Origin of the sequence: Micromonospora noduli (genome assembly GCF_003264475.1) — a bacterium.
Classification (GTDB): domain Bacteria; phylum Actinomycetota; class Actinomycetes; order Mycobacteriales; family Micromonosporaceae; genus Micromonospora; species Micromonospora noduli.
This window is the reverse complement of record NZ_PYAC01000012.1, coordinates 1-23134: the sequence shown is the minus strand read 5'-3', so window position 1 is coordinate 23134 and position 23134 is coordinate 1. Positions and strand designations below refer to the sequence as shown.

Here is a 23134-nt window from a genome sequence, read left to right as displayed (position 1 = left end):
GCGGCCGTGCGCGCGAGACGATCGGTGGGCGTGTCAGTCCGACGGCAGCAGGTCGGTCGCGCGGGCGGCGACCTGCCCGCCGATCAGGGCGAGAGCCTCGTCGGCGGGCATCGGGGCCAGGGCGCGGCCGCCGCGCAGGCGCAGCGCGAGGTGACCGTCGGCCACCTCCCGGGCACCCAACACCCCGAGGTACGGGACGCGGCGGCGGGCCGCGTCCCGGACCCGGGCACCCAGCGAGCCGGCGGCGTCGACCTCGACCCGCAGGCCGCTGTCGCCCGCCCGTCGGGCCAGGTCGGCCGCCGCGTCGGCCTGACCGTCGTCGACCGGCAGCAGCACCAACTGGACGGGCGCGTACCAGGCCGGGAACGCCCCCTCGTGCACCTCGATGAGGTACGCGAACAGCCGCTCCATGCTGCCGACCAGGCTGCGGTGCACCATCACCGGCCGACGCCGGCTGCCGTCCGAGTCGGTGTACGACAGGTCGAACCGTTCCGGCTTGTCGAAGTCCAGTTGGATGGTGGAGATGGTCGACTCCCGGCCAGCGGCATCGACGATCTGAATGTCGATCTTCGGACCGTAGAAGGCAGCCTCCCCCGGCGCCTCGACGTACTCCACCCCGGCCAGCGCCTCCCGGAGCAACTCCTCGGCGCGGGCCCACTGGGCGTCGTCTCCGACGTACTTCTCGCCCGGCCCGCGCAGCGACAGCCGGAACCCGGCCGGCCGGACACCGAGCGCGGCGTGCGCGGCACGGATCAGCCCGAGGATCTCGACGACCTCCGCGCCGACCTGCTCGGGGGCGCAGAAGGTGTGCGCGTCGTTGAGCGAGATGGCGCGGACCCGGGACAGCCCACCGAGCACACCGGAGCGCTCCGAGCGGTACATCCCGCCCAGCTCCGCGATCCGCAACGGCAACTCCCGGTAGGAACGGCCCCGCGCCCGGAACACCAACGCGTGGTGCGGGCAGAGCGCCGGCCGGAGCACGAACTCGTCGTCGGCGCTCAGCCGCATCGGCGGGAACATGTCGTCGGCGAAGTAGCCGAGATGGCCGGAAAGTTCGAAGAGTTCCCGCTTGCCCAGCGGCGGCGAGTAGACGTGCTGGTGCCCGGAGCGACGCTCCAACTCCCGGACGTACTCCTCGACGGCGTGCCGGGCGGCGGCGCCGGCCGGCAGCCAGATCGGCAGGCCGGCACCGGCCAGCGGATCGGAGACGAAGAGGTCCAGCTCGCGGCCGAGCCTACGGTGGTCGATCATGTCGGGCTCCTGGATCGGGTACGACCCGGAGGCGACCTGAGCTCCGAACGGCGCGCTGCCCTCGGGGGCGGATCGCCCCGGGGCCTGGTCGACGGTGGTGACGTCAGAGCGGCGCGCCGGGGACACCCGGCGTCGTGGTCATCACTACCGCGCTGCGCATACGGCGACCGTACCCGCGCGACGTTCGGGGATGCACCCGCATTTGCGGCGGAGGGGTGGGCCGCCGGCGCGGGACCCGCCGGCGGCCCTGGCGGCCGAATCGTCAGGAACGGGGGACCCGACGGGCGTGGCCGCGCCGACAACGGTACGCCGACGAACGGCGTTCTGCCGCCCGCCCCGAACGGGTGGAACAGCCTCCGAACCCGTTACTCGGCAACGATCGGCCTCGTTGTAGCTGGGTGGCCCAGTCGTGTCGACGGTCACGACGGGCCGGGGCCGTCCACCGTGACGCCGGACACGACGTCAGGCTCAAGACACCCAATCGGCCGCATCCGGCGAGGTGGCAGGCGTGCCCGAACTTCTGACTGACGTCGCGTCGCCGACGTGGGCGTACCTGGTGCTGCTCGCGCTGCTGATCGCGGACGCCTTCGTGCCGGTGATCCCCACCCAGATCGTCATGATCACCAGTGGTGCGCTCACCGTCTACGGCGGGCTCAGCCTGCCGGTCACCATCGCCGTCGGCGCGCTCGGCGTATTCGCCGGCGACCTGGCCTGCTATCTGCTCGGGCGCAGCGCACCGGATCGGCGGCAACCCCGGCACGCCGAGCTGAGCCGCGCCCGCCGGGTGGCCAGCCGGGTCACCCAGGGGCTGCGACAACCCGGGCCGCTGGTCATCCTGCTCTGCCGGTTCGTGCCCGGCGGCCGGATGGCGGCCTGCTTCTCGGCCGGGCGCAGTCGCTACCCGTACCGCCTGTTCGTGCTCTACGAGGCCGTCGCCGCGCTGGGTTGGGCCACCTACGGCGCGCTGGTCGGGCACCTGGGCGGCACCGCACTGACCGAGTCGGCCTGGCGGCTGGCCATCATCGCCACCGCCGCGGCGGCCGGCTTCGCCGCGGCCGGATGGGCGATGACAGTGGTCAGCGCCCGTCACGCCCGAGCCGCCGCCGCCGCTGTCGACGTCTCCATCGACTGAGTGTCGTTGCATCTGCGGGTATAAACTGGACTTATATTGGCAGCATGTGGGATGTCAAACTTCATCCTGAGGTCGAGGAGTGGTTCCTCGACCTCTGCAGGACGGATCCCGCCAGCGCCGACCTCATCAGCGAGGCCATCGACCTCCTCGCCGAACACGGGCCGGCGCTCGGGCCCCCTGGTTGACCGCCTCAAAGGCAGCATCTTCCACCACATGAAGGAGTTGCGGCCCGGGTCGACTGGCTCCACGGAGGTCCGCATGATCTTCGCTTTTGATCCCGTTCGAGAAGCTGTTTTTCTGGTCGCTGGCGACAAGTCGGGCCAGTGGCAGACTTGGTACAAGACGGCGGTCCCGTTGGCGGACGACCGGTTTCAGGAGCACCTCTCCAGGCTGAGGGAAACACAGAGATGACCGATGGAGCTGACTGGCAGGACGTCAAGGCGAAGGCCCGCGCGCTCGATCCATCCTGGGCAGATCCGGACCGGGTCTCCCGGCGTGCTCAACACCGTGAGCAGATGCTGGCAGCGGTCAGTGGGGCGCAACTGGCAGAAATTCGCAAGCACCTGGGTATGACTCAGGTGCAACTGGCCGAGGCGGCAGGGCTGACGCAGGCGAGGATCAGCCAGATCGAGCATGGCGAGCACACCAGCCTGGAATCGCTCCGTGCCTACGTCACCGGCCTGGGTGGTCATCTCGACGTCGTCGCCCGCATTGGGAACATCCAGCTGAACGTCGCCTGACCTGGCGAAGGTCTTCGCAACCATCGGAAGTTCACGGATGCGCGGAAGCACGTGACGGCCAAATGCCGGAAGGCCTCTAGGGGTGGTCCCGGGGGTCGATTTCGGTGGCTGTCCCGGATTCGGCTGGGGTGTCTGCGGCGACAGGCTGAGGCATGCCTGTTACCCGGAGTACCGGCCTGCTGGCCCTGGGCGGGATCGCCCTGGCGGCGCTGCTCACCGTGATCGGCCACCTCGAAGTCAACGACGACCTCAACCCCTGGGCGTTGACCATCAGCGACTTTGCGGTCTCCGACCGCGGCGGCGTCATCGACATCGCCATGGTGGTGCTCGCGCTCGCCACAGTGGCGTTGCTGTACGGACTGCGCCGCGCCAGCCCACCCCGGCCGCGCTCCGGTCGAACGGCCGAGCTGCTGCTCGGCGCATGGGTGGGTGGGCTGCTGCTGGCCGCCGTGGTGCCGACGAACGAGCCGGGCACCGCCATGACCACCGCCGCCTACCTGCACCGGTACGCGTCGGTGATCGCCTTCCTGGCGCTGCCGGTCGGCGGCTGGCTGCTCGCCCGACGGGACCAGCTGACCCCGGCCGCCCGATGGCTGCGCGGGCTGGCGGTGGCCAGTCTCGTCCTGGCCGCGGCCATGGTGTGGTCGGCCTATCCGGGAGACCGTGTGTTGCTCGGACTGGCCGAGCGCCTGCTCATCCTCACCGAGGTCGGTGTGCTCACCGTGGTGGCACTCGTCCTCGCCCGCTCCGGCTCATCGACCCGAGTCGTCGCCGTTTAAGCTCCTCACCCCGAGACGACGAAGGGTGGGCGCGGTGGGCGTCAGAAATCGGCCGCTCGGCCATGCGGTCGGTCTGCTGCTCCTGCTCACCGCAGGCGTGGGCTGCACGGCACCGGAGCCCGCCGCCGCCCCGCGAACCGTCCCCGCGCCGAGCGCCACCGCGACTCCGGCGGTGGTCGACTCCCCGCCGCTCTGCGACGCGCCCGCCCCGGCCGAGGTCGACGAGTTCCGGTTCAACCGCGATGCCGCCCGGCGGGACCAGCTGGTCGGCGTCGATCCGACGACCTACCTGGGCGGCATCGCGTCCTTCGACGAACTGGACGCCGGCGGGTTGGCGCAGCTGCTCGAGTCACGGTTCGTCGACCCGTACGACCGCCAGAACGCCGCGCCGCCGGTGTGGCAGATCTTCCGCTTCCTGTGCGCCCATCCCGAGGTCCGGGCGGCCGGGTACGTGGTGAGCACGGACCGGGAGGACTACCGGACCTCGATCGAGAGCATCTACGCGCAACGCGTCGACGCCGGCCTCAGCACCGACGCCACCGCGTTCTGCACCGAGGCCGACGCCGTCGTTCTGGACGGCCACCTGGAGTGCTTCTGGGACTGAGCGCCCGCCGCCGTCACTCCAGCTCGTGCAGCATGAGCTGGCGGGCCGCCTCGGTGATGGAGCCGGACAGCGACGGGTAGATGGTGATGGTCTGGGCCAGCTCGTTGACGGTGAGGTTGTTCTCCACCGCCATGGTGATGGGCAGGATCAGCTCGCTGGCCTTCGGAGCGACCACCACACCGCCGATCACCTGGCCGCTGGCGGGACGGCAGAACAGCTTCACGAAACCGTCGGAGAGGTCGTCCATCTTGGCCCGGGCGTTGCCGGATAGCGGCAGCATCACCTGCCGGGCCGGCACCTTGCCCGCGTCCACCTCGTCCTGCGAGACACCCACGGTGGCCAGCTCCGGGTCGGTGAAGACGTTCGCCGCGACGGTACGCAGCCGCAGCGGGCGGACCGCCTCGCCGAGCGCGTGCCACATGGCGATCCGGCCCTGCATGGCGGCGACGCTGGCCAGCAGCAGCACGCCGGTGCAGTCGCCGGCGGCGTAGATGCCGGGCACGTTGGTCCGGGAGGCGCGGTCGACAGTCAGGTAGCCGCCCCGGCCCAGCTCCACCCCGTACTCGGTCAGACCCAGGTTGGCGGTGTTCGGGATCGAACCGACGGTGATCAGCGCGTGGGAGCCGGTCACCTTGCGGCCGTCGGAGAGCTCCACCTCGACGCCGTCGGCGGTACGCCGGACCGCGTCGGCCCGGGAGTTGTTGAGGATCTCCATGCCCCGGTTGCGGAACACCCGCTCGATGGCGGAGGCGGCGTCGGCGTCCTCGTGCGGCATCACCCGGTCCCGACTGGAGACCAGTGTCACCTCGACCCCCATCGCCAGGTACGCGCTGGCGAACTCCGCGCCGGTCACACCGGACCCGACCACGATCAGGTGCTCGGGCAGCTCCGGCAGGTCGTACACCTGGCGCCAGGTCAGGATGCGCTCACCGTCCGGTACGGCGGTGGGCAGCTGGCGGGGCGTCGAGCCGGTGGCCACCAGCACGGTGGACGCGTCGATCGAGTACTCCTCGCCGCCGTCGGCGGGGGTGACGACGACCCGGTGGGTGTGCCCGAGGGAGTCCTCGCCGAGCCGGGCGGTGCCGGCCACGAAGGTGACCCCCGCCTTCAGCAGCTTGGCGTGGATGTCCGCGGACTGCGCCAGGGCCAGCCGCTTGACCCGCCCGTGCACCGCCCGCGCGTCGACGGTGACCGCCTCAAGGCCGTCCGAGTGCACCCCGAACTCCTCGGTGTCGCGGTAGCCGGTGACCACCCCCGAGCTGGCGATGAAGGTCTTCGACGGTACGCAGTCGGAGAGCACGCAGGCACCGCCCGCACCGTCGGCCTCCACCACTGTGACATCGGCGTCCAGCTGGGCGGCGACCAGTGCCGCCTCGTACCCGGCCGGCCCCCCGCCGATGATCACGATCCGGCTCACAGCTTTCGCCCTTCGTCCATGCTCACAGTGACTTTCTTCTCCCGAGCGCATTCGACACGCACTGTCGTATTCTCCCCCACCCGTCGGCCGGGCTATCGTCATCGCCGTGCGTCATCACGCCGCCTACGGCTCAAATCTCGATCCCGCCCGGATGCGCGCCTACTGTCCGCATTCGCCGATGGTGGGTACCGGCTGGCTGGAGGGCTGGCGGCTGACCTTCGCCGGGGCGGACGTGATCGGCTGGGAGGGTGCGGTGAGCACCCTTGTCGAGTCTCCCGGTGACCGGGTCTTCGTGGCGCTCTACGACATCCACCCCTACGACGCTGGCCAACTCGACGAGATCGAGGGGGTGACCGCCGGCACGTACCGCAAGCTGCACGTGCGGGTCTCCACCCTCGACGGCGACGTGACCGCGTGGATCTACGTCTTCAACGGGTACGAGGGTGGTCTGCCGACCTCGTGGTATCTGTCGGAGATCGCGAACGCCGCCGAGAAGGCGGGCGCCCCGGACGACTACGTCACCGAGCTGCGGGCCCGCCCCACCGGCACCGCCTCGGCGTAGCAGCGCGTATCGCACCCCTCCAGTGTGCTACCGCTGTCGACCGGAGCGCCGGGCGGGCCGGACCGGGGTCGTCAATCACACACCGGCCGCCGGAACGGAAAGTTCGTACATGTCGGTCCACTGGGTCTCCCGCAGGCCCACGGACCGGTACAGCGACAGTGGGGCGGTCGGGTTGGTGAGGTCGACCCCGAGGCCGACCGCCCGCCGCCCCTTCTCGGCGTAGCGGGCGAAGGCGCGGCGCAGCAACGCCGCCCCCACTCCCCTGCGCCGGTACCCGGACAGCACCGACAGACTCTTCACCCAGCCCGACTGCTGGTCGAGCGCCTGGTCCGAGGACTGCAACGCGCCGACCGGCACCCCGTCCACCTCGGCGACGAACCACTCGTCCCAGGCGGTCAGGTCGCCGATCCGGGCCCGCCACCGCTCGTACGACAGCGGCTCGTGGTCCGGGGTGTCGCCGAAGGCGGCCTCGTAGATCCGGTGGAACTCCACCAGGTCGGCCTCGTCGTCCGGGCGGACCGGTCGCACAGTCACGTCCGATGGACCGGCCGGATCGTCGGGCAGGTCGTCCAACGGCCGGCTCATCCGCACGTACCGCTTGACGAGGGCGAACCCGAGCCCGCGCAGGGCGTGTTCCCAGTCACGTTCCGGGGCGAAGACCGCGCAGCGGACGGTGAGCGACGGCAGCCCCCGCTCGGCAGCGCGCTCGGCGACCCGGTCCAGTTGGCGGAGCAGCAACGGCGCGCGGACGGCGGCGGCCCGTACCGGATCGACGTAGACCTCCACGAACTCCCGGCCCACAGCGGTCGGGTTGTCCACCGTCGCCCAGCCGACCACTGTGTCGTCCGGGTCGATGGCCAGCCAGGAGTCCCGGGTCGGGTCGAAGTGGGGGGCGGTCAGCGACGCCGCGACGTCCTCGGCGTCGAAGTCGGGATGGCCGATGGCGAAGGTGTCGGCGGCGTGCACCACCGCGAGGATCGCCGGCACGTCGTCGAGGGTGGGTCGGCGCGTCGTCCAACCAGCGGGAAGGGTCACGGCAGGACATCCTGGCAGCCACTCGGTTGCGGCGCCGCCCATTTTTCGGCCGACGAAAGGCTCAGCCGAGGTCGGCCCGGGTGCGGTGCAGCAACTCCGCCAACTCCGCGCCGTCGGCGGGCCCGAGGGCCGTGAACGCCGGCGCGGCCAACCGGTTGGTCACCGCCTCCGCCCAGAGCCGGCGGCGCACCAGCGGCCCGATCGGCGGGTACGGCGGCGGCCAACCACAGGCCACCGCCCCGGCCTCGCCCTCCGGCCCGGCCAGCACGGCCTCCAGCGGGGTCATCCCGGCGGCGCGTACCGCCAGCAGGTAGGCGCCGGTGAAGTGTTCCCGGAGCAGCCGCAGCCCGGCGGCGCTGCGAGCCCCGGGCGAGAGATCCGGAAGCGGCATGGCCCGCCACGCGGCGAAGAGCGGCATCCCGCTGGCCTCCGCCGCCACCACCGCCCGCTCGACGAGCGCCGACAGGCGCTCGGTGCCGGGCAGGGGGCCGAGCTGCTGCGCACCCCACCGGCAGCATTCGGCGAGGCTCGCGGCGGCCACCTCGAACGGCGGAACGACCCGGGCGGCGGCGTCCCAACCGTCGGCGACCGCGTCCGGGGCGATGAACCCGAGGGCGGCGGCGGCCGTCTCGGCCCGCACACCGCCGAGCGCGCCGGCCCGGCCGCTGATGTAGAAGGCCCAGCCGGAGATGCCGAGCAGTCGGGCCCGGCGCAACGTGGTCGGGTCCCGGCTGAAGGCGTCGCCCAGGTCGAGCACGACGGGCTTGCTGGCGGCCGCGACCTGCTCCGGAGTCACAGCGCCGCCCCGCTCGGGCAACCCGCCCCGGCGACCACGACCACGCCCCGGCCCGGGGCCACTCGCCGTGTACGGCCCGCACACTCGTCGTCGTCCATCGATGGTCAGTCTGCCGCGCCACCGCCCGCGTCCGCATCCCCCTCTTCGGCCGCCAGTGCCTCGACCGCCGCCTCGACCTCACCGGCGCGCCGCCGGGCCACGGTGACCGCCCGCTCGGCGGCACGCCGGGCGAGCTTGGCCCGGCTGAGGTCCTGCTCGGCGACCGCGCGCCGCCGCTCCAGCTCGGCCAGCTCGGCCTCAAGGCGATCGAGTACGGCCGCACCGTCGCGCTCCTGCCCGGTCGCCTCGGTCAGCTCGGTCTCGGCTCGCTCCTGGTCGGCCTGGGCCTTCGCCAACTCCCGGTCCAGGGCGCGGCGCTGCCGGGCCCGCTCGGCTCGGGCCGCCCGCTGTGCGGCCCGTTCGGCCTGCTCGGCACGCTCGGCCGCCCGGTCCGTACGAGGTGCCGCCTCGGGACGGCCGCGTTGGGGGCCGGGTCGGCGGGCCGGGCGCTCCTCCTCGCGCTCCTCGTCATCGTCGGTGACCAGCCGCAGTTGCGGCCGGGGCACCTCACCGAAGCCGGCGTAGCTGGCCGCCCGCAGCAGGCGGCCCGCCCGCACCTGCTCGGCGACCTCGGCGTCGGAGAACGCCGCGTTCAGCGTCGCCTCCACCTCGGCCAGGGGCAGCCGGCTCGCCGGTGGCGCGTCCGGCTCGGCCGCGGCGAGCTTGCGAACCTCGGAGACCAGGGCGCCGACCACCGCCCGGCGCTGCGCGGACAGCTCCCGCAGTCGGGGCCCGCGCAACTCCCGCTGGGCGACTCGCAGGGCGTCGGCGAGCTGGACCAGATCGGCGACCAGCTCCGGGCGTCGGATGGCGAGCAGGTTCACCAACCAGGCGGCCACCGTCGGGCGACGCAGCCGGGCCAGTTGCCGGGCGGTGGTCGGGTCACCGGCACGGCGGGCCTCGGCCACGGCGGCGTCCCGGGCGGCCACGAACCGGTCGGGTGGGGTGCGGTAGAGCTGCTGCACCAGCTCCGCGGAGAGGCCGGGCATCGGGTCAGACGTCCACCCGGCTACCGGGCTCCAGTCGCTGGTATTCGGTGCCGGACAGCGCTGTGTACTGCCGGTCGAGGACGCCCAGCCCGTTGTCGTTGAGCAACGCGTCGTGCAGGGCGTACGCGCGACGCGGTGCGACAGCGCGGATGAAGTCGACCACCTCGGAGAACTTCGACCAGGGCGCGTGGATCGGCGCGAAGAGCGTGTCGACGGGTGTCTCGTCGGGCACCACCAGCGAGTCTCCCGGGTGGTAGACCACGTCGTTGATCAGGTAACCGAGGTTGTCGACCACCGGGATGTCGGGGTGGATCACGGCGTGCCGCCCGCCGTACGCGCGCACCGCGACCCCGGCGGCGGTGAACGACTCACCGACACTGACCGGGCGCAGCACGTCGGCCGCGTCACCCAGGGTCTCGCCGAGCGAGGCGGGCCCGTGGATCGGGAACGGCTGTCGGTCGAGTTGGAGGCGCACCGCTGCCAGATCGAGGTGGTCGGGGTGTTCGTGGGTGATCAGCACCGCGTCCGCACCGTCCAGCGCCGCCGCGGCGTCGCTGAACACACCGGGGTCGACGACGAGCACTCCCCCGTCGTGTTCCACCCGGAGGCAGGAGTGGGCGTACTTGGTGAGCCGCATCGTGACTCCTCGATTATCGAATCGTGACGTCCTCAGCGCAGTCTGCCGGAACCAGCCGGTGTGTGCGTCGCGTCCGAGCTATCGCCACACCGGTTGACGACGATGGGAGCGGGGATGGACGGACAGGTGGGACGACGCCGCGGTGCGCTGTTGGCGGCGACGACACTGGCGGCGGCCCTGGCGCTGACGGGGTGCGGCGCCGGCGACAGCGGGGCGCAGGACAGCGCGGGCACGGCGGCCGAGGCGCCAGCCGCCAACGGCGGCGAGGTGGGCCGGGACGCCGCCGCGGGCGCGCCGGAGGGTGCCGGCGCCGGCGCACCGGACCTACGGGTCGACCAGCGGGCGATCATCTACACCGGGAGGATGCGGGTGCAGGTGGACGATGTGGACTCCGCCGCCCGCGAGGCCACCGCCGTGGCCACCCAGGCCGGCGGTTTCGTCGGCGGCGACCAGCGGCGCAGTGCCGACGCCGACGCGGTGGCGGAGTTGGAGCTGCGGGTGCCGGCGGCGAAGTTCAACGGCGTGGTGGAGGAGATCGCCAAGCTCGGTCGGCAGCAGAGCCGGCAGATCGACACCCAGGACGTCACCGAGGAGACCGTCGACCTGGAGGCCAGGATCACCAGTCAGCGGGCCCGGGTGGAGAGCGCCCGCCGGTTGCTGTCTCGGGCCACCTCGATCACCGACCTGGTGTCGCTGGAGAACGAGTTGGGTCGCCGGGAGGCCGACCTGGCCTCGCTGGAGGCCAAGAAGCGACGCCTGGCCGACCTGACCGCCCTCTCCACGATCACCGTGTCGCTGGCGGGGCCGGCGGCCAAGGACACCGAGACCGGCTTCCTGGTCGGGCTCAGGGGCGGCTGGAAGGCCTTCGTCGTCTCGATGACCGTCCTGCTCACGGTGCTGGGCGCGTTGCTGCCCTGGCTGGTGGCGCTCGGCGTACCGCTGGTGGCGCTGCTGGTGGTGCTGCGCCGACGACGTAAGTCCCCGGCTCTGGTCGCGCCGGTCAGCGCGCCGCCGCCAGTGCCCGCAACGCGGTCTGCACCATGACCCGGACGCCGACCGCGATGGACCGCTCGTCCACGTCGAAGCTCGCCCGGTGCAGGTCGACGTTGGGGCCGGAGCGCCCCACGCCGAGCCGGGCGAGGGCGCCGGGGACGTACTCCAGATACCAGGAGAAGTCCTCGCCGCCCATGCTCTGCGGTGTCTCGGCGATCCCGTCCGGGCCGAGGGCGGCGGCGGTGGCGGCGGTCAGCACCTGGATGGCGCGGGCGTCGTTGCACACCGGCGGCCGGCCGCGCAGGTATTCCAGGTCGACAGTGGCGCCGGTCGGCGCGATCACGTCCCGCACCACCTGAGCGACGATCTTGGGAGCCTGCTCCCAGGTGTCGCGGTCCATCACCCGGAGGGTGCCGGAGGCGCTCGCCTCGGACGGGATGACGTTGTAGCGGGTGCCGGCCGAGGCGTGGCCGAAGACCAGCAGCAGGCCGCTGTTGGCCGGCACCCGACGACTGACCAGGGCCGGCACCTCGGTGATCAGCCGACCGAGCGCGTCGACCATGTCGACGGTCAGGTGCGGGCGGGCGGTGTGCCCTCCCGGGCCGGAGAGTCGGACAGTCACGTTGTCGGCGGCCGCGGTGATCGGGCCGACCCGCAGGCCGACCTGACCCACCGGCAGGTTCGGGTCGCAGTGCAGCGCGAAGATCTGCACCACGTCGTCCAGGCCACCGGCCTCGATGACCTCCAGCGAACCGCAGGGCAGGATCTCCTCGGCCGGCTGGAAGATGAGCCGGACCCGGCCGTCCAGCTCACCGAGGTCGGCGAGCTGGGCCAGCAGCATGCCGACGCCGAGCAGGACCGTGGTGTGCACGTCGTGCCCGCAGGCGTGGCAGACGCCCTCCACTGTCGACCGGTACGGGACGTCCTTGGGATCGTCCAGCGGCAGGGCGTCGATGTCGGCGCGCAGCGCCACGACCGGGCCGTCCGGCCTTCCGTTGACGTCGCAGATCACGCCGTTGCCCTTGGGCAGCAGACGCGGGTTCAGCCCGGCCAGCGACAGCTCCCGGGCGATCAGCGCGGCCGTCTCGAACTCGTTGCCGGAAAGCTCCGGGTGCGAGTGGAGGTGACGGCGCGTAGCGATCAGCCCCGGTACCCGGAGCGCGAGAAGGTGGTCCAGCTCGCGGGGCAGGGGCTGGGATCCCGGTGGCGTCTCCGGCCAGGACGACGCCAGCTGGCCGCTTGTGGGCAGCGTCAACGCACTCGTCACGTCGAATTCTCGATCACTAGGAATGGATGGATCATCGGGGACAGCAGACAGCCTAGACCTCCGACGGTGACGCTGCGCAACCTCGTTACGGTGATGATCGGACCGCACAGAGTCACGTATGCCCTGCTGGGGGCGCTCGTCAAGGCGGGGGACAGCAGGTAGATCACGGTCAAACGCCGTCATCAGCCCCTCACCTCCTACAACGCGTAACCGATCGCGGCGGTCACGAATCCCGGCGCCAGTCGGAGACCCGTTGCCAAATTGTCGCATTAGTCGGGGTGATGAACTGACACTCCGACAATTAGCCGACCACACACCGCAACGAGCCGGATAAGGACGCTCACACGCACCCACCCACCGTGGGCGCACAGGGTGTGCGTCCCGGCTCAACCGACCGGATACCCGCTGAGAGCACCGGACACACCGCGCCCCGAGGCCGCAGTCGCCGCCTGCCGCTCAGAATCGGTCGGTGGGTCGGTACAACCCCCAGACCTCACGCAACGTCCCGCAGACCTCACCCACTGTCGCCCGGGCCCGCAGCGCCTCCTTCATCGGGTACAACACGTTCTCCGTGCCCTCGGCAGCGGCCCGAAGATCGGCGAGCGCCCTCGTCACCGCGTCGGCGTCCCGCTCGGAGCGCAGCCGGGCCAGCCGGTCGGCCTGGGCCGCCTCGATCGTCGGGTCGACCCGCAGTGGCTCGTACGGCTCCTCCTCGTCCACGGTGAACCGGTTGAGCCCGACCACCACCCGTTCCCCCGAGTCGATCTCCTGGGCGATCCGGTACGCGGACTGCTCGATCTCCCGCTTCTGGAACCCGGCCTCGATCGCGTCCACCGCCGAACCGTGGTCGGCCACCCGCTCCATCAACTCGACGGCGGCGGCCTCGATCTCGGCGGTCATCGCCTCCACCACGTACGACCCGGCGAACGGGTCGACGGTGGCGGTGAGGTCCGTCTCATAGGCCAGCACCTGCTGGGTACGCAGCGCGAGCCGGGCCGCCTTCTCGGTGGGCAGCGCGATCGCCTCGTCGAAGCTGTTGGTGTGCAGCGACTGGGTGCCACCGAGCACGGCACCCAGACCCTGCACCGCCACCCGAACCAGGTTCACCTCCGGCTGCTGGGCGGTGAGCTGCACGCCAGCGGTCTGGGTGTGGAACCGCAGCATCATCGACTTCGGATCCTTGGCGCCGAAGTCGTCCCGCATCAACCGGGCCCAGATCCGCCGGGCGGCGCGGAACTTCGCCACCTCCTCCAGCAGCGTGGTGCGGGCCACGAAGAAGAACGACAGCCGGGGCGCGAAGTCGTCGACGGCGAGCCCGGCGGCCAGCGCCGCCCGTACGTACTCCACCCCGTTGGCCAGCGTGAACGCGATCTCCTGCGCGGGCGTCGCGCCGGCCTCCGCCATGTGGTAGCCGGAGATGGAGATGGTGTTCCACTTCGGCACCTCGCTGCGGCAGTACGCGAACGTGTCGGCCACCAGGCGCAGCGACGGCTTCGGCGGGAAGATGTACGTCCCCCGGGCGATGTACTCCTTGAGGATGTCGTTCTGGATGGTGCCGTTGAGCGCCGTGCCCGGCACCCCGTTCTCCTCGGCGACGAGTTGGTAGAGCAGCAGCAGCACCGAGCCGGGCGCGTTGATGGTCATCGAGGTGGACACCTTGTCCAGTGGGATGTCGGCGAAGAGCAGCCGCATGTCCTCGATGGAGTCGATCGCGACACCCACCTTGCCGACCTCGCCGTGCGCGATCGGCTCGTCCGAGTCGTAGCCCATCTGGGTCGGCAGGTCGAACGCGACCGAGAGGCCCATCGTGCCGGCCCGCAACAACTGGTGGTACCGGGCGTTGGACTCGGTGGCGGTGCCGAAGCCGGCGTACTGGCGCATGGTCCACGGGCGGGAGGTGTACATGGTGGGGTAGACACCCCGGGTGTACGGAAACTCGCCCGGGCTGCCGAGCCGGGAGTCCAGGTCCTCCGGAAGGTCGGCCTCGGTGTAGACGCCGTTGATCGGGAAACCGGACTCACTTGACCGCCGTTGGTTCATCCCCGGATGGTAGGACGCCTGGCCACGTCGTCGGGTGAGGGATACCGCACAGTGCGTCCCGACCGGTCGACACCAGGTGAACGACAGGGCACGTTCTGTCGACTTCGATAAACGTCCGCCGCGTCGGCTTTCGCATCGGGCGTCGGAACCAGCAAGATAGGGGGGTTGTGTCCCAGCCCCCCTCGATTTCCCCCGGTGGCTTTTCTGTGACTCAGATCCCGACGTGGAGCGGCGGACCAGTTAGTCCCGCCAACGGACGAGCGGCGCCCGGCACCACCATTGGTGGCCGGTACTCGCTGCGGTCCTCGGTGGGCAACGGCGGCATGGGCACGGTGTGGCGCGCCACAGACACCCTGCTGCGCCGTGACGTGGCGGTGAAGGAGGTCGTCCTGCCCCCGGGGCTGGCCCCCAGCGACCGCGACGCGATGTACGAACGCACCCTGCGCGAGGCCCGCGCCGCCGCCGCCATCCAGCACCCCGCTGTGGTGCAGGTGTACGACGTGGTCACCGAGGCCGGTCGGCCGTGGATCGTGATGGAGCTGCTGGACGCCCGCAGCCTCGCCGACATGGTGATCGAGGACGGGCCGGTCGCGCCCCGCGCCGTCGCCAAGATCGGCATCGCGCTGCTCGGCGCGTTGGAGGTCGCGCACGCGATCGGCGTGCTGCACCGCGACGTCAAACCCGCGAACGTGCTGATCTGCACCGACGGGCGCTGCGTGCTGACCGACTTCGGGGTCGCCCGGATGCCCACCGACGTGCAGCTCACCACCCCCGGCATGGTGCTCGGCTCGCCGCACTTCATCTCACCCGAGCGGGCCATGGGCCAGGAGTTCGGCCCGCCCAGTGACCTCTTCTCGCTGGGTGTGACGCTCTACACCGCTGTCGAGGGGCGGCCCCCGTTCGACAAGGGCGACCCGATCGAGACCATGCACGCCGTGGTGGAGGACCCGCCCGCCCCACCGCAGCGCAGCGGCCCGCTGACCCGGGTGCTGATGGGTCTGCTGGAGAAGGACCCGGCACGCCGACTCGACGTGCACACCTCCCGGGCCATGCTGCGCGAGCTGCTCGCCGGCCCGCTGGGCAGCACGGCGACGGCTGTGCACTCGGTCACCGACCCGTACGCAGTGGTGCCGGTGCAGCAGCGCCCCATCCCCGTCCTCCCGCCGGCCCAGCCGGAGCCGAAGCCGGACAGCCAGATCGGTGGCAAGGCGATGCTGGCCCCGGGCGAGTCCCTGACCGACCGGCTGGCCTCGCTGCGCCGGGGCGAGCGCCCGCAGGCAGCTCCAGCGGCCGGCACCACCGGTGGGCTGGACGAGACCAGCGCCGACGCGTTGGCCGGCCCGCTGCACACGCCGACCGGCGCGATGCCGACTCCCGGCCGACCTGCGGCCGGGCGCACCTACGGCGGCAACGCGGACGCCACCCAGCGGGTGGACGCCGGCGGGCACCCCGACGCCACCCAGCGGGTCAGCTACGGCAGCCCGGCCGATGCCACCCAGCAGGTCGGGTACGGCGGCGCGGCACCGGAGGCCACCCAGCGCGTCGGCGGCACCTACGGCGGCGGCAACCAGTGGTCGGTGCCGGGCACCGGCCAGCCCTGGGCCACCGCGCCCGCCGCTTCGGGCGGCAGCGCGCTGGACAAGGTCCGGGCCACCGGTGGTCAGCTCGTCACCACTGTCAAGGGCTGGCCGCGCAAGGTGCAGCTCGCCGCGGCCGGCGGGTTGGTCGTCGTGCTGCTGATCACCGCGGTGGCGCTCTCCGGCGGCGAAGACCCCCCGCCGAGCACCCCGGCCGCACAGCCCACCACGTCCGCCCCGGCGGCCCCCACTGTCGAGATGCAGGAGCACACGGCCCGCGGAATCCAGGTCATGGTGCCGAAGGGCTGGAAGAAGGCCACCGGCGGCTCGTACACCGACTACATCGACCCGGAGGACGACGGTCGCAAGATCCGGGTCCTCACCGAGAAGTGGACCGGGACGCCCACCCGCTGGGCGGAGAGCGCGCAAAACTTCCTCCGCACCAAGAGCACCAACTGCAAGAAGCCGTACGAGCAGGTGGCCATCGCCGAGCAGCAGTTGGCGGGCAGCCCGGGCGTCGAATTCGAGTACACCTGCGGCTCCGGTGGCGAGATGCGCCACGGGGTGTGGCGCGCGGTCGTCAAGGACGGCAAGTCGTACTCGTTCTACCTCTCCGCCACCGAGGACGTGTTCGCCGAGAGCAAGCCGATCTTCGACGAGATGGTGAAGACGTTCCAGCTCACCGGGAACGGCTGAGCCGGAGGGAACCCACAGGGGTGATCCGTCGCCGTGCTATCAAGGGGCATGGCGGCGGACACCACTGACATCGACGACATTCGCGAGCAAGCCCGGCGTTGGCTGGCCGACGACCCCGACCCGGCCAGCCGGGACGAGCTGACGGCGGTGCTCGACGGGCTGCCGGGGAGCGCCCCGGAGCTGGCCGACCGGTTCGCCGGCCCGTTGACCTTCGGCACGGCGGGGCTACGCGGCCCGCTGCGCGCCGGCCCGAACGGCATGAACCTCGCCGTGGTCACCCAGGCCGCTGCCGGCCTGGTCACCTGGCTCGCGGCCCAGGGCGGCACCGGCCCGCTGGTGATCGGGTACGACGCCCGGCACGGCTCCCGGGAGTTCGCCGAGCGCACCGCCCAGGTGGCGACCGGCGCTGGCCGTCCGGCGCTGCTGCTGCCCCGCCCGCTGCCCACCCCGGTGCTGGCGTACGCCGTGCGGCACCTCGGCGGTGTCGCCGGAGTGATGGTCACGGCCAGCCACAACCCGCCGCAGGACAACGGCTACAAGGTCTACCTCGGCGCGGAGCTGGGCGGCGAGTTGGGCGCCGGGGCGCAGATCGTGCCACCCGCCGACGCCGGTATCGAGGCCGCCATCCGATCGGTCGGGCCACTGGCCCAGGTGCCGTTGGGCGAGCCCGGTCAGGTGCTCGGCGACGACCTGGTCGCCTCGTACGTCGAACGGGCCACCGCGGTGATCGACCCGGACGGGCCCCGGGACCTGACGGTGGCGTACACCCCGCTGCACGGTGTGGGCGCGGCGGTGCTCACCGCCGCCTTCGCCCGCGCGGGCTTTCCGACCCCCGGGGTGGTGCCCGACCAGGCCGAGCCGGACCCGGCGTTCCCCACCGTGTCGTTCCCCAACCCGGAGGAGCCGGGTGCTGTGGACCGGCTCATCGCCCTGGCCGACTCCACCGGCGCGGACCTCGCCATCGCCAACGACCCGGACGCCGACCGTTGCGCGGTGGTCGTCCGGGACGACCGCGACGGCTGGCGGATGCTGCGCGGCGACGAGGTGGGCGTCCTGCTCGCCGACCACCTGATGCGCCGGGGGGTGACCGGGCTCTACGCCACCACCATCGTGTCGTCGTCACTGCTGCGGGCGATGTGCGCGGCTCGGGGCCTGCCCTACGACGAGACGCTGACCGGCTTCAAGTGGATCGTGCGGGCCGGCGGCGGAAGCGCGCCGCTGGTCTTCGGCTACGAGGAGGCGCTCGGCTACTGCGTGGCCCCGGAACACGTCCGGGACAAGGACGGCATCACCGCCGCGCTGACAGTGGCCGAGTTGGCCGCCGGCCTGAAGACGCAGGGTCGCACGCTGACCGACCGGCTGGACGAGCTGGCCGCCGAGTTCGGCGTACACCACACTGACCAGCTCTCCGCCCGGGTGGACGACCTGCGGGTCATCGCCGACGCGATGGCCCGGATCCGGGCGGACACCCCGGCCACACTGCTCGGGCAGCCGGTGGACAGCGTCCGGGACCTGCTGCCCGAGTCGGACGTGGTGATCCTGCGGACCGCTGTGGCCCGGGTGGTGATCCGCCCTTCCGGCACCGAGCCGAAGCTCAAGGCGTACCTCGAGGTGGTGGAACCGGTCGTGGACGGTGACGTCCGGACGGCCCGCAGCAGCGCGGCGTCGGCCGTCGCCGCCCTGCGTGGCGAGATCGCCGCGGCTCTGGGGCTCTGACCGGCGCGCTGGGTCAGCGGCGCGGGCCGAGGGCCTGGTCGACGGCCCTGGCCAGGGCGGCGACGACCAGACCGACCGACGGGCGGACCACCGAGTCGTCGGTGCTCACCTCGCCGGAGAACCCGGCGCCGGTGGCGATCTCCGCCAGCCGGCGGCGGGCGTCGGCGGCGGCCTCGCCGCTCACCCCGAGCGCGGACTCCATCCGGAGCACCACGACCAGGGTGGCCAGCGCGGCGGTCCGCTCGTCCGGGGCTGCCGCGCCGGTCAGGGCCTCGGCCAGCCGCTGCCGGGTCTCCGCCTCGACGGAGGTGTCCACGACCGGGTAACGGTGCACGTGGATGAAGCCCAGCTCGGTCTCGTCGATGTCCCGGACGACGCCCTGCCGGCACAGGTCGGCGAGGATCCGGTCGCGCAGACCGTGCCGCAGACGCTGCACCCAGGACGCCGGGGTGTGCGGGGTGTCGGCGGCGATCCGGCTGAGGACGTCGTCGCTGAACGGCTCGCCGGTCGGCGTCGGGTCGATCACCGTCAGGGACCCGTCGGCGTACGCGATCCGGCCGGCCAGAGCCAGCTCGACCAGCACTGCGGCGGCCATGCCCAGGTCCAGGCTGATCCGTGGCATGGTCGCCTTGCCGGTCGTGTCGTCGTAGGCGAGGAGCAGCAGCTCCTCGGCGAGCGCAACACCAGTCATGGCCGGAGACGGTAGCGGGTCCGGGCACCCCGCGCACGGACCCGCCGGACCCGGCACCGACCGGGTATCCCCTCAGAAGCGGGGCATGCCACCGAACTGGCGGTCGCCGGCGTCGCCGAGCCCGGGGACGATGAACATGCTGTCGTTGAGCCCCTCGTCGATCGAGGCCGTGACCAGGCGCAACGGCAGGCCGGAGCGCTCCAGCCGCTCGATGCCGACCGGGGCGGCGAGCACACAGAGCACTGTGATGTCGGTGCAGCCGCGGTCGGCCAGCAGCCGGCAGGAGTGCTCCAGCGAACCACCGGTGGCCAGCATCGGGTCGAGCACCAGCACCGGCAGCCCGGCCAGGTCGCGCGGCAGCGACTCCATGTACGCGCGGGGCTCGTAGGTCACCTCGTCGCGGGCCAGACCCACGAAACCCATCGACGACTCGGGCAGCAGGCCCAACGCGGCGTCCGCCATGCCCAGGCCGGCGCGCAGCACCGGGACCAGCAGCGGCGGGTTGGCCAGCCGGGTGCCCTCGGTGCCGGTGACCGGCGTCTGCACCGGGTACCGCTCGACGGGGAAGGTGCGCGCCGCCTCGTACACCAGCATGGTGGTCAGTTCGTGCAGCGCCGCCCGGAACGTCGAGGAATCGGTGCGCGCGTCCCGCATGGCAGTCAACCTGGACTGGGCCAGCGGGTGGTCAATGACGTGTACGTCCACGATCGCTCAACCTACCGGTCCGTACCGCGCGGCGGTGCGGGTGCGGTCGGACCAGGGACGCCGCTCACGTCGGCACGTCGTCGAGCGGTCGTGAGCAAGATCACTCGGCGGTCTCGTGCGTAGACTTCTCGGCATGACGGCGACAACGACGTCGGCCCGGTCGGAGCTCTCCGAGCTGGGACGATCCGAGACCGCTCTGCGGACCTTCCTGCACGGCCTGCCCGGCGTGGACCAGGTCGGCGCGGAGCAGCGGGCGGCACAGCTCGGCACCCGCTCCATCAAGACCACCGCCAAGGCCCAGGCGATCGACCTGGCGATCCGGATGGTCGACCTGACCACCCTGGAAGGGGCGGACACCCCGGGCAAGGTGCGCGCGCTCGCCGCGAAGGCCCTGCGTCCCGACCCGGCCGACCCGTCCTGCCCGCACGTCGGCGCGGTCTGCGTCTACCCGGCGATGGTCCCCTACGTGGCGGAGGTGCTGCGCGGAAGTGCGGTGCACCTGGCCAGCGTGGCGACCGCGTTCCCGTCGGGGCAGGCGCCGTTGGAGATCAAGCTGGCCGACACCCGGGCCGCCGTCGCGGCCGGCGCCGACGAGATCGACATGGTGATCAACCGGGGTGCGTTCCTGGCCGGGCGGTACAAGGAGGTCTACGACGAGATCGTGGCCACCAAGGAGGCCTCCGGGGATGCCCACCTCAAGGTGATCCTGGAGACCGGCGAGCTGGCCACCTACGACAACGTCCGCCGGGCCTCCTGGCTGGCCATGCTGGCCGGCGGCGACTTCATCAAGACCTCCACCGGCAAGGTCCCGATCGCGGCGACGATGCCGGTGAGCCTGGTGATGCTGGAAGCGGTGCGCGACTTCCGCGAAGCGACCGGGCGGCAGGTGGGCGTGAAGCCCGCCGGTGGCATCAAGACCACCAAGGACGCCATCAAGTACCTGGTGATGGTCAATGAGACCGTCGGCCCGGACTGGCTCGACCCGGACTGGTTCCGCTTCGGCGCGTCCAGCCTGCTCAACGACCTGCTGATGCAGCGCACCAAGCTGACGACCGGCACCTACTCCGGTCCCGACTACTTCACCCTGGACTGATAGCCGATGTTCGAATACGCCCCCGCCCCCGAGTCCCGCTCGGTGGTGGACCTCAAACCCTCGTACGGGCTGTTCATCGACGGCACGTTCGTCGACCCGACCGACGGTGGCAGCTTCAAGTCGATCAACCCCGCCTCCGAGGAGGTGCTGGCCGAGGTCGCCGAGGCCGGCGCCCAGGACGTGGAACGCGCGGTGCGCGCCGCCCGCAGGGCGTACGACAAGGTCTGGGGCCCGATGCCGGGCCGGGACCGGGCGAAGTACCTGTACCGGATCGCCCGGCTCATCCAGGAACGCTCCCGCGAGCTGGCCGTCCTGGAATCGCTTGACAACGGCAAGCCGATCCGCGAGTCCCGCGACGTCGACCTGCCGCTGGTCGCCGCGCACTTCTTCTACTACGCGGGCTGGGCCGACAAGCTGGAGCACGCCGGCTTCGGCGCGAATCCGCAGCCCATCGGCGTGGCCGCGCAGGTCATCCCGTGGAACTTTCCGCTGCTCATGCTGGCCTGGAAGATCGCCCCGGCGCTCGCCGCGGGCAACACCGTGGTGCTGAAGCCGGCCGAGACCACCCCGCTGACCGCGCTGCTCTTCGCCGAGATCTGCCAGCAGGCCGACCTGCCGGCCGGTGTGGTCAACATCCTCACCGGCGCCGGCGACACCGGCCGCGCGCTGGTCGAGCACCCCGGCGTGGACAAGGTCGCCTTCACCGGCTCCACCGACGTGGGCCGGGCCATCGCCCGGTCCGTCGCCGGCACCCGCAAGAAGCTCACCCTGGAACTGGGCGGCAAGGCCGCCAACATCGTCTTCGACGACGCACCCATCGACCAGGCCGTCGAGGGCATCGTCAACGGCATCTTCTTCAACCAGGGGCACGTCTGCTGCGCCGGCTCCCGACTGCTGGTCCAGGAGAACGTGGCCGACCGGGTGCTGGAGTCGCTGAAGCGACGGATGGCTCAGCTGCGGGTCGGCGACCCGCTGGACAAGAACACCGACGTCGGCGCGATCAACTCGGCAGCCCAGCTGGAGCGGATCCGCGAGCTGTCCGACGCCGGCTCGGCCGAGGGCGCCGAGCGCTGGTCACCGCCGTGCGACCTGCCCGACCGTGGCTTCTGGTTCGCGCCCACCATCTTCACCGGGGTCACCCAGGCACACCGGATCGCCCGCGAGGAGATCTTCGGCCCGGTGCTGTCGGTGCTCACCTTCCGCACCCCGGCCGAGGCCGTGGAGAAGGCCAACAACACGCCGTACGGGTTGTCGGCCGGGATCTGGACCGACAAGGGTTCCCGGATCCTGTGGATGGCCGACCGGCTGCGCGCCGGCGTGGTCTGGGCCAACACGTTCAACAAGTTCGACCCCACCTCGCCGTTCGGTGGCTACAAGGAGTCGGGTTACGGTCGCGAGGGCGGCCGGCACGGGCTGGAGGGCTACCTCAATGTCTGAGCGGGTCGCGGTACGCAAGACGTACAAGCTCTTCATCGGCGGGAAGTTCCCGCGCAGCGAGTCGGGACGGTCGTATCTCGTGCAGTCCTCGAATGTGTCACTGGCCTCCCGCAAGGACGCCCGGGACGCGGTGGTCGCCGCCCGCGCCGCCGTCAAGGGCTGGGCCGGCGCGACCGCGTACAACCGGGGTCAGATCCTCTACCGGGCCGCCGAGATGCTGGAGGGCCGCCGCGAGCAGTTCGTCGCCCTGGGCATCCCCGGCGACGAGGTGGACGCCGCAGTCGACCGCTGGGTCTGGTACGCCGGCTGGGCCGACAAGCTGGCCCAGGTGTACGGCGGCGCCAACCCGGTCGCCGGCCCGTACTTCAACATCTCAGCGCCCGAGCCGACCGGCGTGGTCGCGGTGGTCGCCCCGGAAAGCCCGGCGCTGCTCGGCCTGGTCAGCGTGATCGCCCCGGCGATCGTCACCGGCAACACAGTCGTGGTGGCGGCATCCCCGAGCGAGCCGCTGGCGGCGGTGACGCTGGCCGAGGTGCTGGCCACCTCCGACCTGCCCGGCGGCGTGGTCAACATCCTCACCGGCGCGATCACCGAGACCGCGCCGACGCTGGCCGCGCACATGGACGTCAACGCGATCGACCTGACCGGGGTCACCGACGCCGCGCTCGCCACCGATCTGGAGGTCAAGGCGGCGGAGAACCTCAAGCGGGTGCTCCGACCGGCCCCGGCCGACCACGACTGGTCGGTCGACCCGGGCCTGGATCGGATGACGGCGCTGTTGGAGACGAAGACGGTGTGGCACCCCAAGGGGGTGTGATCGTCTTTGCTCGGCCTTTTGGGTTTTCCGGGGAGCCCCGCCCGCTCCGGGCGGTCAGGCT

23 protein-coding genes are annotated in these 23134 nt (G+C 71.9%); 13 read left to right on the top strand and 10 right to left on the bottom strand.

What is annotated here, in order from left to right; translation table 11 throughout:
- Positions 1-33: 33 nt before the first annotated feature.
- Complete coding sequence (thrS, locus tag MED15_RS14885; RefSeq protein ID WP_112736276.1) at positions 34-1251, bottom strand: threonine--tRNA ligase; 1218 nt, start codon at positions 1249-1251, stop codon at positions 34-36.
- A gap of 508 nt (positions 1252-1759) precedes the next feature.
- Here thrS and MED15_RS14880 point away from each other — a divergent pair.
- From MED15_RS14880 to MED15_RS14860, 6 genes are all read left to right on the top strand, one after another.
- Positions 1760-2383, top strand: coding sequence for a DedA family protein (locus MED15_RS14880; protein ID WP_112735939.1), 624 nt, complete (start codon positions 1760-1762; stop codon positions 2381-2383).
- 44 nt (positions 2384-2427) lie between these two features.
- The gene (locus tag MED15_RS34220) at positions 2428-2568 is read left to right on the top strand and encodes a hypothetical protein (protein ID WP_244220464.1); all 141 of its coding nucleotides are present in this window, start codon (positions 2428-2430) and stop codon (positions 2566-2568) included.
- 28 nt (positions 2569-2596) lie between these two features.
- The gene (locus tag MED15_RS34215) at positions 2597-2794 is read left to right on the top strand and encodes a type II toxin-antitoxin system RelE/ParE family toxin (RefSeq protein WP_244220463.1); all 198 of its coding nucleotides are present in this window, start codon (positions 2597-2599) and stop codon (positions 2792-2794) included.
- Entirely contained in the window at positions 2791-3123 is a 333-nt protein-coding gene (locus MED15_RS14870) for a helix-turn-helix domain-containing protein (RefSeq protein ID WP_112735937.1), read from the top strand. The genes MED15_RS34215 and MED15_RS14870 overlap by 4 nt, the downstream gene beginning before the upstream one ends.
- A 152-nt stretch (positions 3124-3275) precedes the next feature.
- Entirely contained in the window at positions 3276-3902 is a 627-nt protein-coding gene (locus MED15_RS14865; RefSeq protein ID WP_112735936.1) for a DUF998 domain-containing protein, read from the top strand.
- A 34-nt stretch (positions 3903-3936) separates the two neighbouring features.
- Positions 3937-4506, top strand: a complete 570-nt coding sequence (locus MED15_RS14860; protein WP_146766719.1) for a hypothetical protein — start codon at positions 3937-3939, stop codon at positions 4504-4506.
- 13 nt (positions 4507-4519) lie between these two features.
- Here MED15_RS14860 and MED15_RS14855 read toward each other — a convergent pair whose 3' ends face one another.
- A complete protein-coding gene (locus MED15_RS14855) occupies positions 4520-5923 on the bottom strand; it encodes an NAD(P)H-quinone dehydrogenase (RefSeq protein ID WP_112588199.1) in 1404 nt (467 codons plus the stop codon).
- 106 nt (positions 5924-6029) lie between these two features.
- Between MED15_RS14855 and MED15_RS14850 the strand changes: the two genes are divergently transcribed.
- The gene (locus MED15_RS14850; RefSeq protein WP_112588201.1) at positions 6030-6485 is read left to right on the top strand and encodes a gamma-glutamylcyclotransferase family protein; all 456 of its coding nucleotides are present in this window, start codon (positions 6030-6032) and stop codon (positions 6483-6485) included.
- A gap of 75 nt (positions 6486-6560) precedes the next feature.
- Here MED15_RS14850 and MED15_RS14845 read toward each other — a convergent pair whose 3' ends face one another.
- The 4 genes from MED15_RS14845 to MED15_RS14830 form a co-directional block, all read right to left on the bottom strand.
- Positions 6561-7520: a GNAT family N-acetyltransferase gene (locus MED15_RS14845; RefSeq protein ID WP_112601942.1), complete on the bottom strand. Its 960-nt coding sequence runs from the start codon at positions 7518-7520 to the stop codon at positions 6561-6563.
- A 61-nt stretch (positions 7521-7581) separates the two neighbouring features.
- Positions 7582-8316: an SCO6745 family protein gene (locus MED15_RS14840; protein WP_112735932.1), complete on the bottom strand. Its 735-nt coding sequence runs from the start codon at positions 8314-8316 to the stop codon at positions 7582-7584.
- Positions 8317-8420: 104 nt separating this feature from the next.
- Positions 8421-9404: a hypothetical protein gene (locus MED15_RS14835; RefSeq protein WP_112735930.1), complete on the bottom strand. Its 984-nt coding sequence runs from the start codon at positions 9402-9404 to the stop codon at positions 8421-8423.
- Positions 9405-9408: 4 nt separating this feature from the next.
- Positions 9409-10041 carry an MBL fold metallo-hydrolase gene (locus tag MED15_RS14830; protein WP_112601943.1) on the bottom strand — a complete coding sequence of 211 codons (633 nt, stop codon included), beginning with the start codon at positions 10039-10041 and terminating at the stop codon, positions 9409-9411.
- 93 nt (positions 10042-10134) lie between these two features.
- Between MED15_RS14830 and MED15_RS14825 the strand changes: the two genes are divergently transcribed.
- Positions 10135-11085, top strand: coding sequence for a DUF4349 domain-containing protein (locus MED15_RS14825; protein WP_112736274.1), 951 nt, complete (start codon positions 10135-10137; stop codon positions 11083-11085).
- Here MED15_RS14825 and MED15_RS14820 read toward each other — a convergent pair.
- Positions 11042-12301, bottom strand: a complete 1260-nt coding sequence (locus MED15_RS14820; RefSeq protein WP_112601945.1) for an amidohydrolase — start codon at positions 12299-12301, stop codon at positions 11042-11044. The genes MED15_RS14825 and MED15_RS14820 overlap by 44 nt on opposite strands.
- A 456-nt stretch (positions 12302-12757) precedes the next feature.
- Positions 12758-14341, bottom strand: a complete 1584-nt coding sequence (locus tag MED15_RS14815; RefSeq protein ID WP_112601946.1) for an acyl-CoA mutase large subunit family protein — start codon at positions 14339-14341, stop codon at positions 12758-12760.
- Between the two features lie 206 nt (positions 14342-14547).
- Between MED15_RS14815 and MED15_RS14810 the strand changes: the two genes are divergently transcribed.
- Positions 14548-16614, top strand: coding sequence for a serine/threonine-protein kinase (locus tag MED15_RS14810; protein ID WP_112735928.1), 2067 nt, complete (start codon positions 14548-14550; stop codon positions 16612-16614).
- A gap of 48 nt (positions 16615-16662) precedes the next feature.
- Positions 16663-18330 carry a phospho-sugar mutase gene (locus MED15_RS14805; RefSeq protein ID WP_112731528.1) on the top strand — a complete coding sequence of 556 codons (1668 nt, stop codon included), beginning with the start codon at positions 16663-16665 and terminating at the stop codon, positions 18328-18330.
- Positions 18331-18343: 13 nt separating this feature from the next.
- Here the strand turns inward: MED15_RS14805 and MED15_RS14800 are convergent, their stop codons facing one another.
- Together MED15_RS14800 and upp are read right to left on the bottom strand one after the other, a co-directional pair.
- Complete coding sequence (locus MED15_RS14800; RefSeq protein WP_112735926.1) at positions 18344-19021, bottom strand: GOLPH3/VPS74 family protein; 678 nt, start codon at positions 19019-19021, stop codon at positions 18344-18346.
- Between the two features lie 72 nt (positions 19022-19093).
- Positions 19094-19726 carry a uracil phosphoribosyltransferase gene (gene upp, locus MED15_RS14795; protein ID WP_091394488.1) on the bottom strand — a complete coding sequence of 211 codons (633 nt, stop codon included), beginning with the start codon at positions 19724-19726 and terminating at the stop codon, positions 19094-19096.
- Between the two features lie 133 nt (positions 19727-19859).
- On the opposite strand from upp, the gene deoC reads away from it, so the two are divergent.
- From deoC to MED15_RS14780, 3 genes are read left to right on the top strand one after another with little or no spacing between them, the layout of a single operon-like run.
- Positions 19860-20819 (top strand): deoxyribose-phosphate aldolase, encoded by a 960-nt coding sequence (gene deoC, locus MED15_RS14790; protein ID WP_091394490.1) that lies wholly within the window; start codon positions 19860-19862, stop codon positions 20817-20819.
- Positions 20820-20825: 6 nt separating this feature from the next.
- Positions 20826-22256: an aldehyde dehydrogenase family protein gene (locus tag MED15_RS14785; protein WP_112601949.1), complete on the top strand. Its 1431-nt coding sequence runs from the start codon at positions 20826-20828 to the stop codon at positions 22254-22256.
- On the top strand, positions 22249-23073 hold the full coding sequence (locus tag MED15_RS14780) for an aldehyde dehydrogenase family protein (RefSeq protein ID WP_112588223.1): 825 nt from the start codon (positions 22249-22251) through the stop codon (positions 23071-23073). Before MED15_RS14785 ends, MED15_RS14780 begins: the two co-directional genes overlap by 8 nt.
- Positions 23074-23134 lie beyond the last annotated feature (61 nt).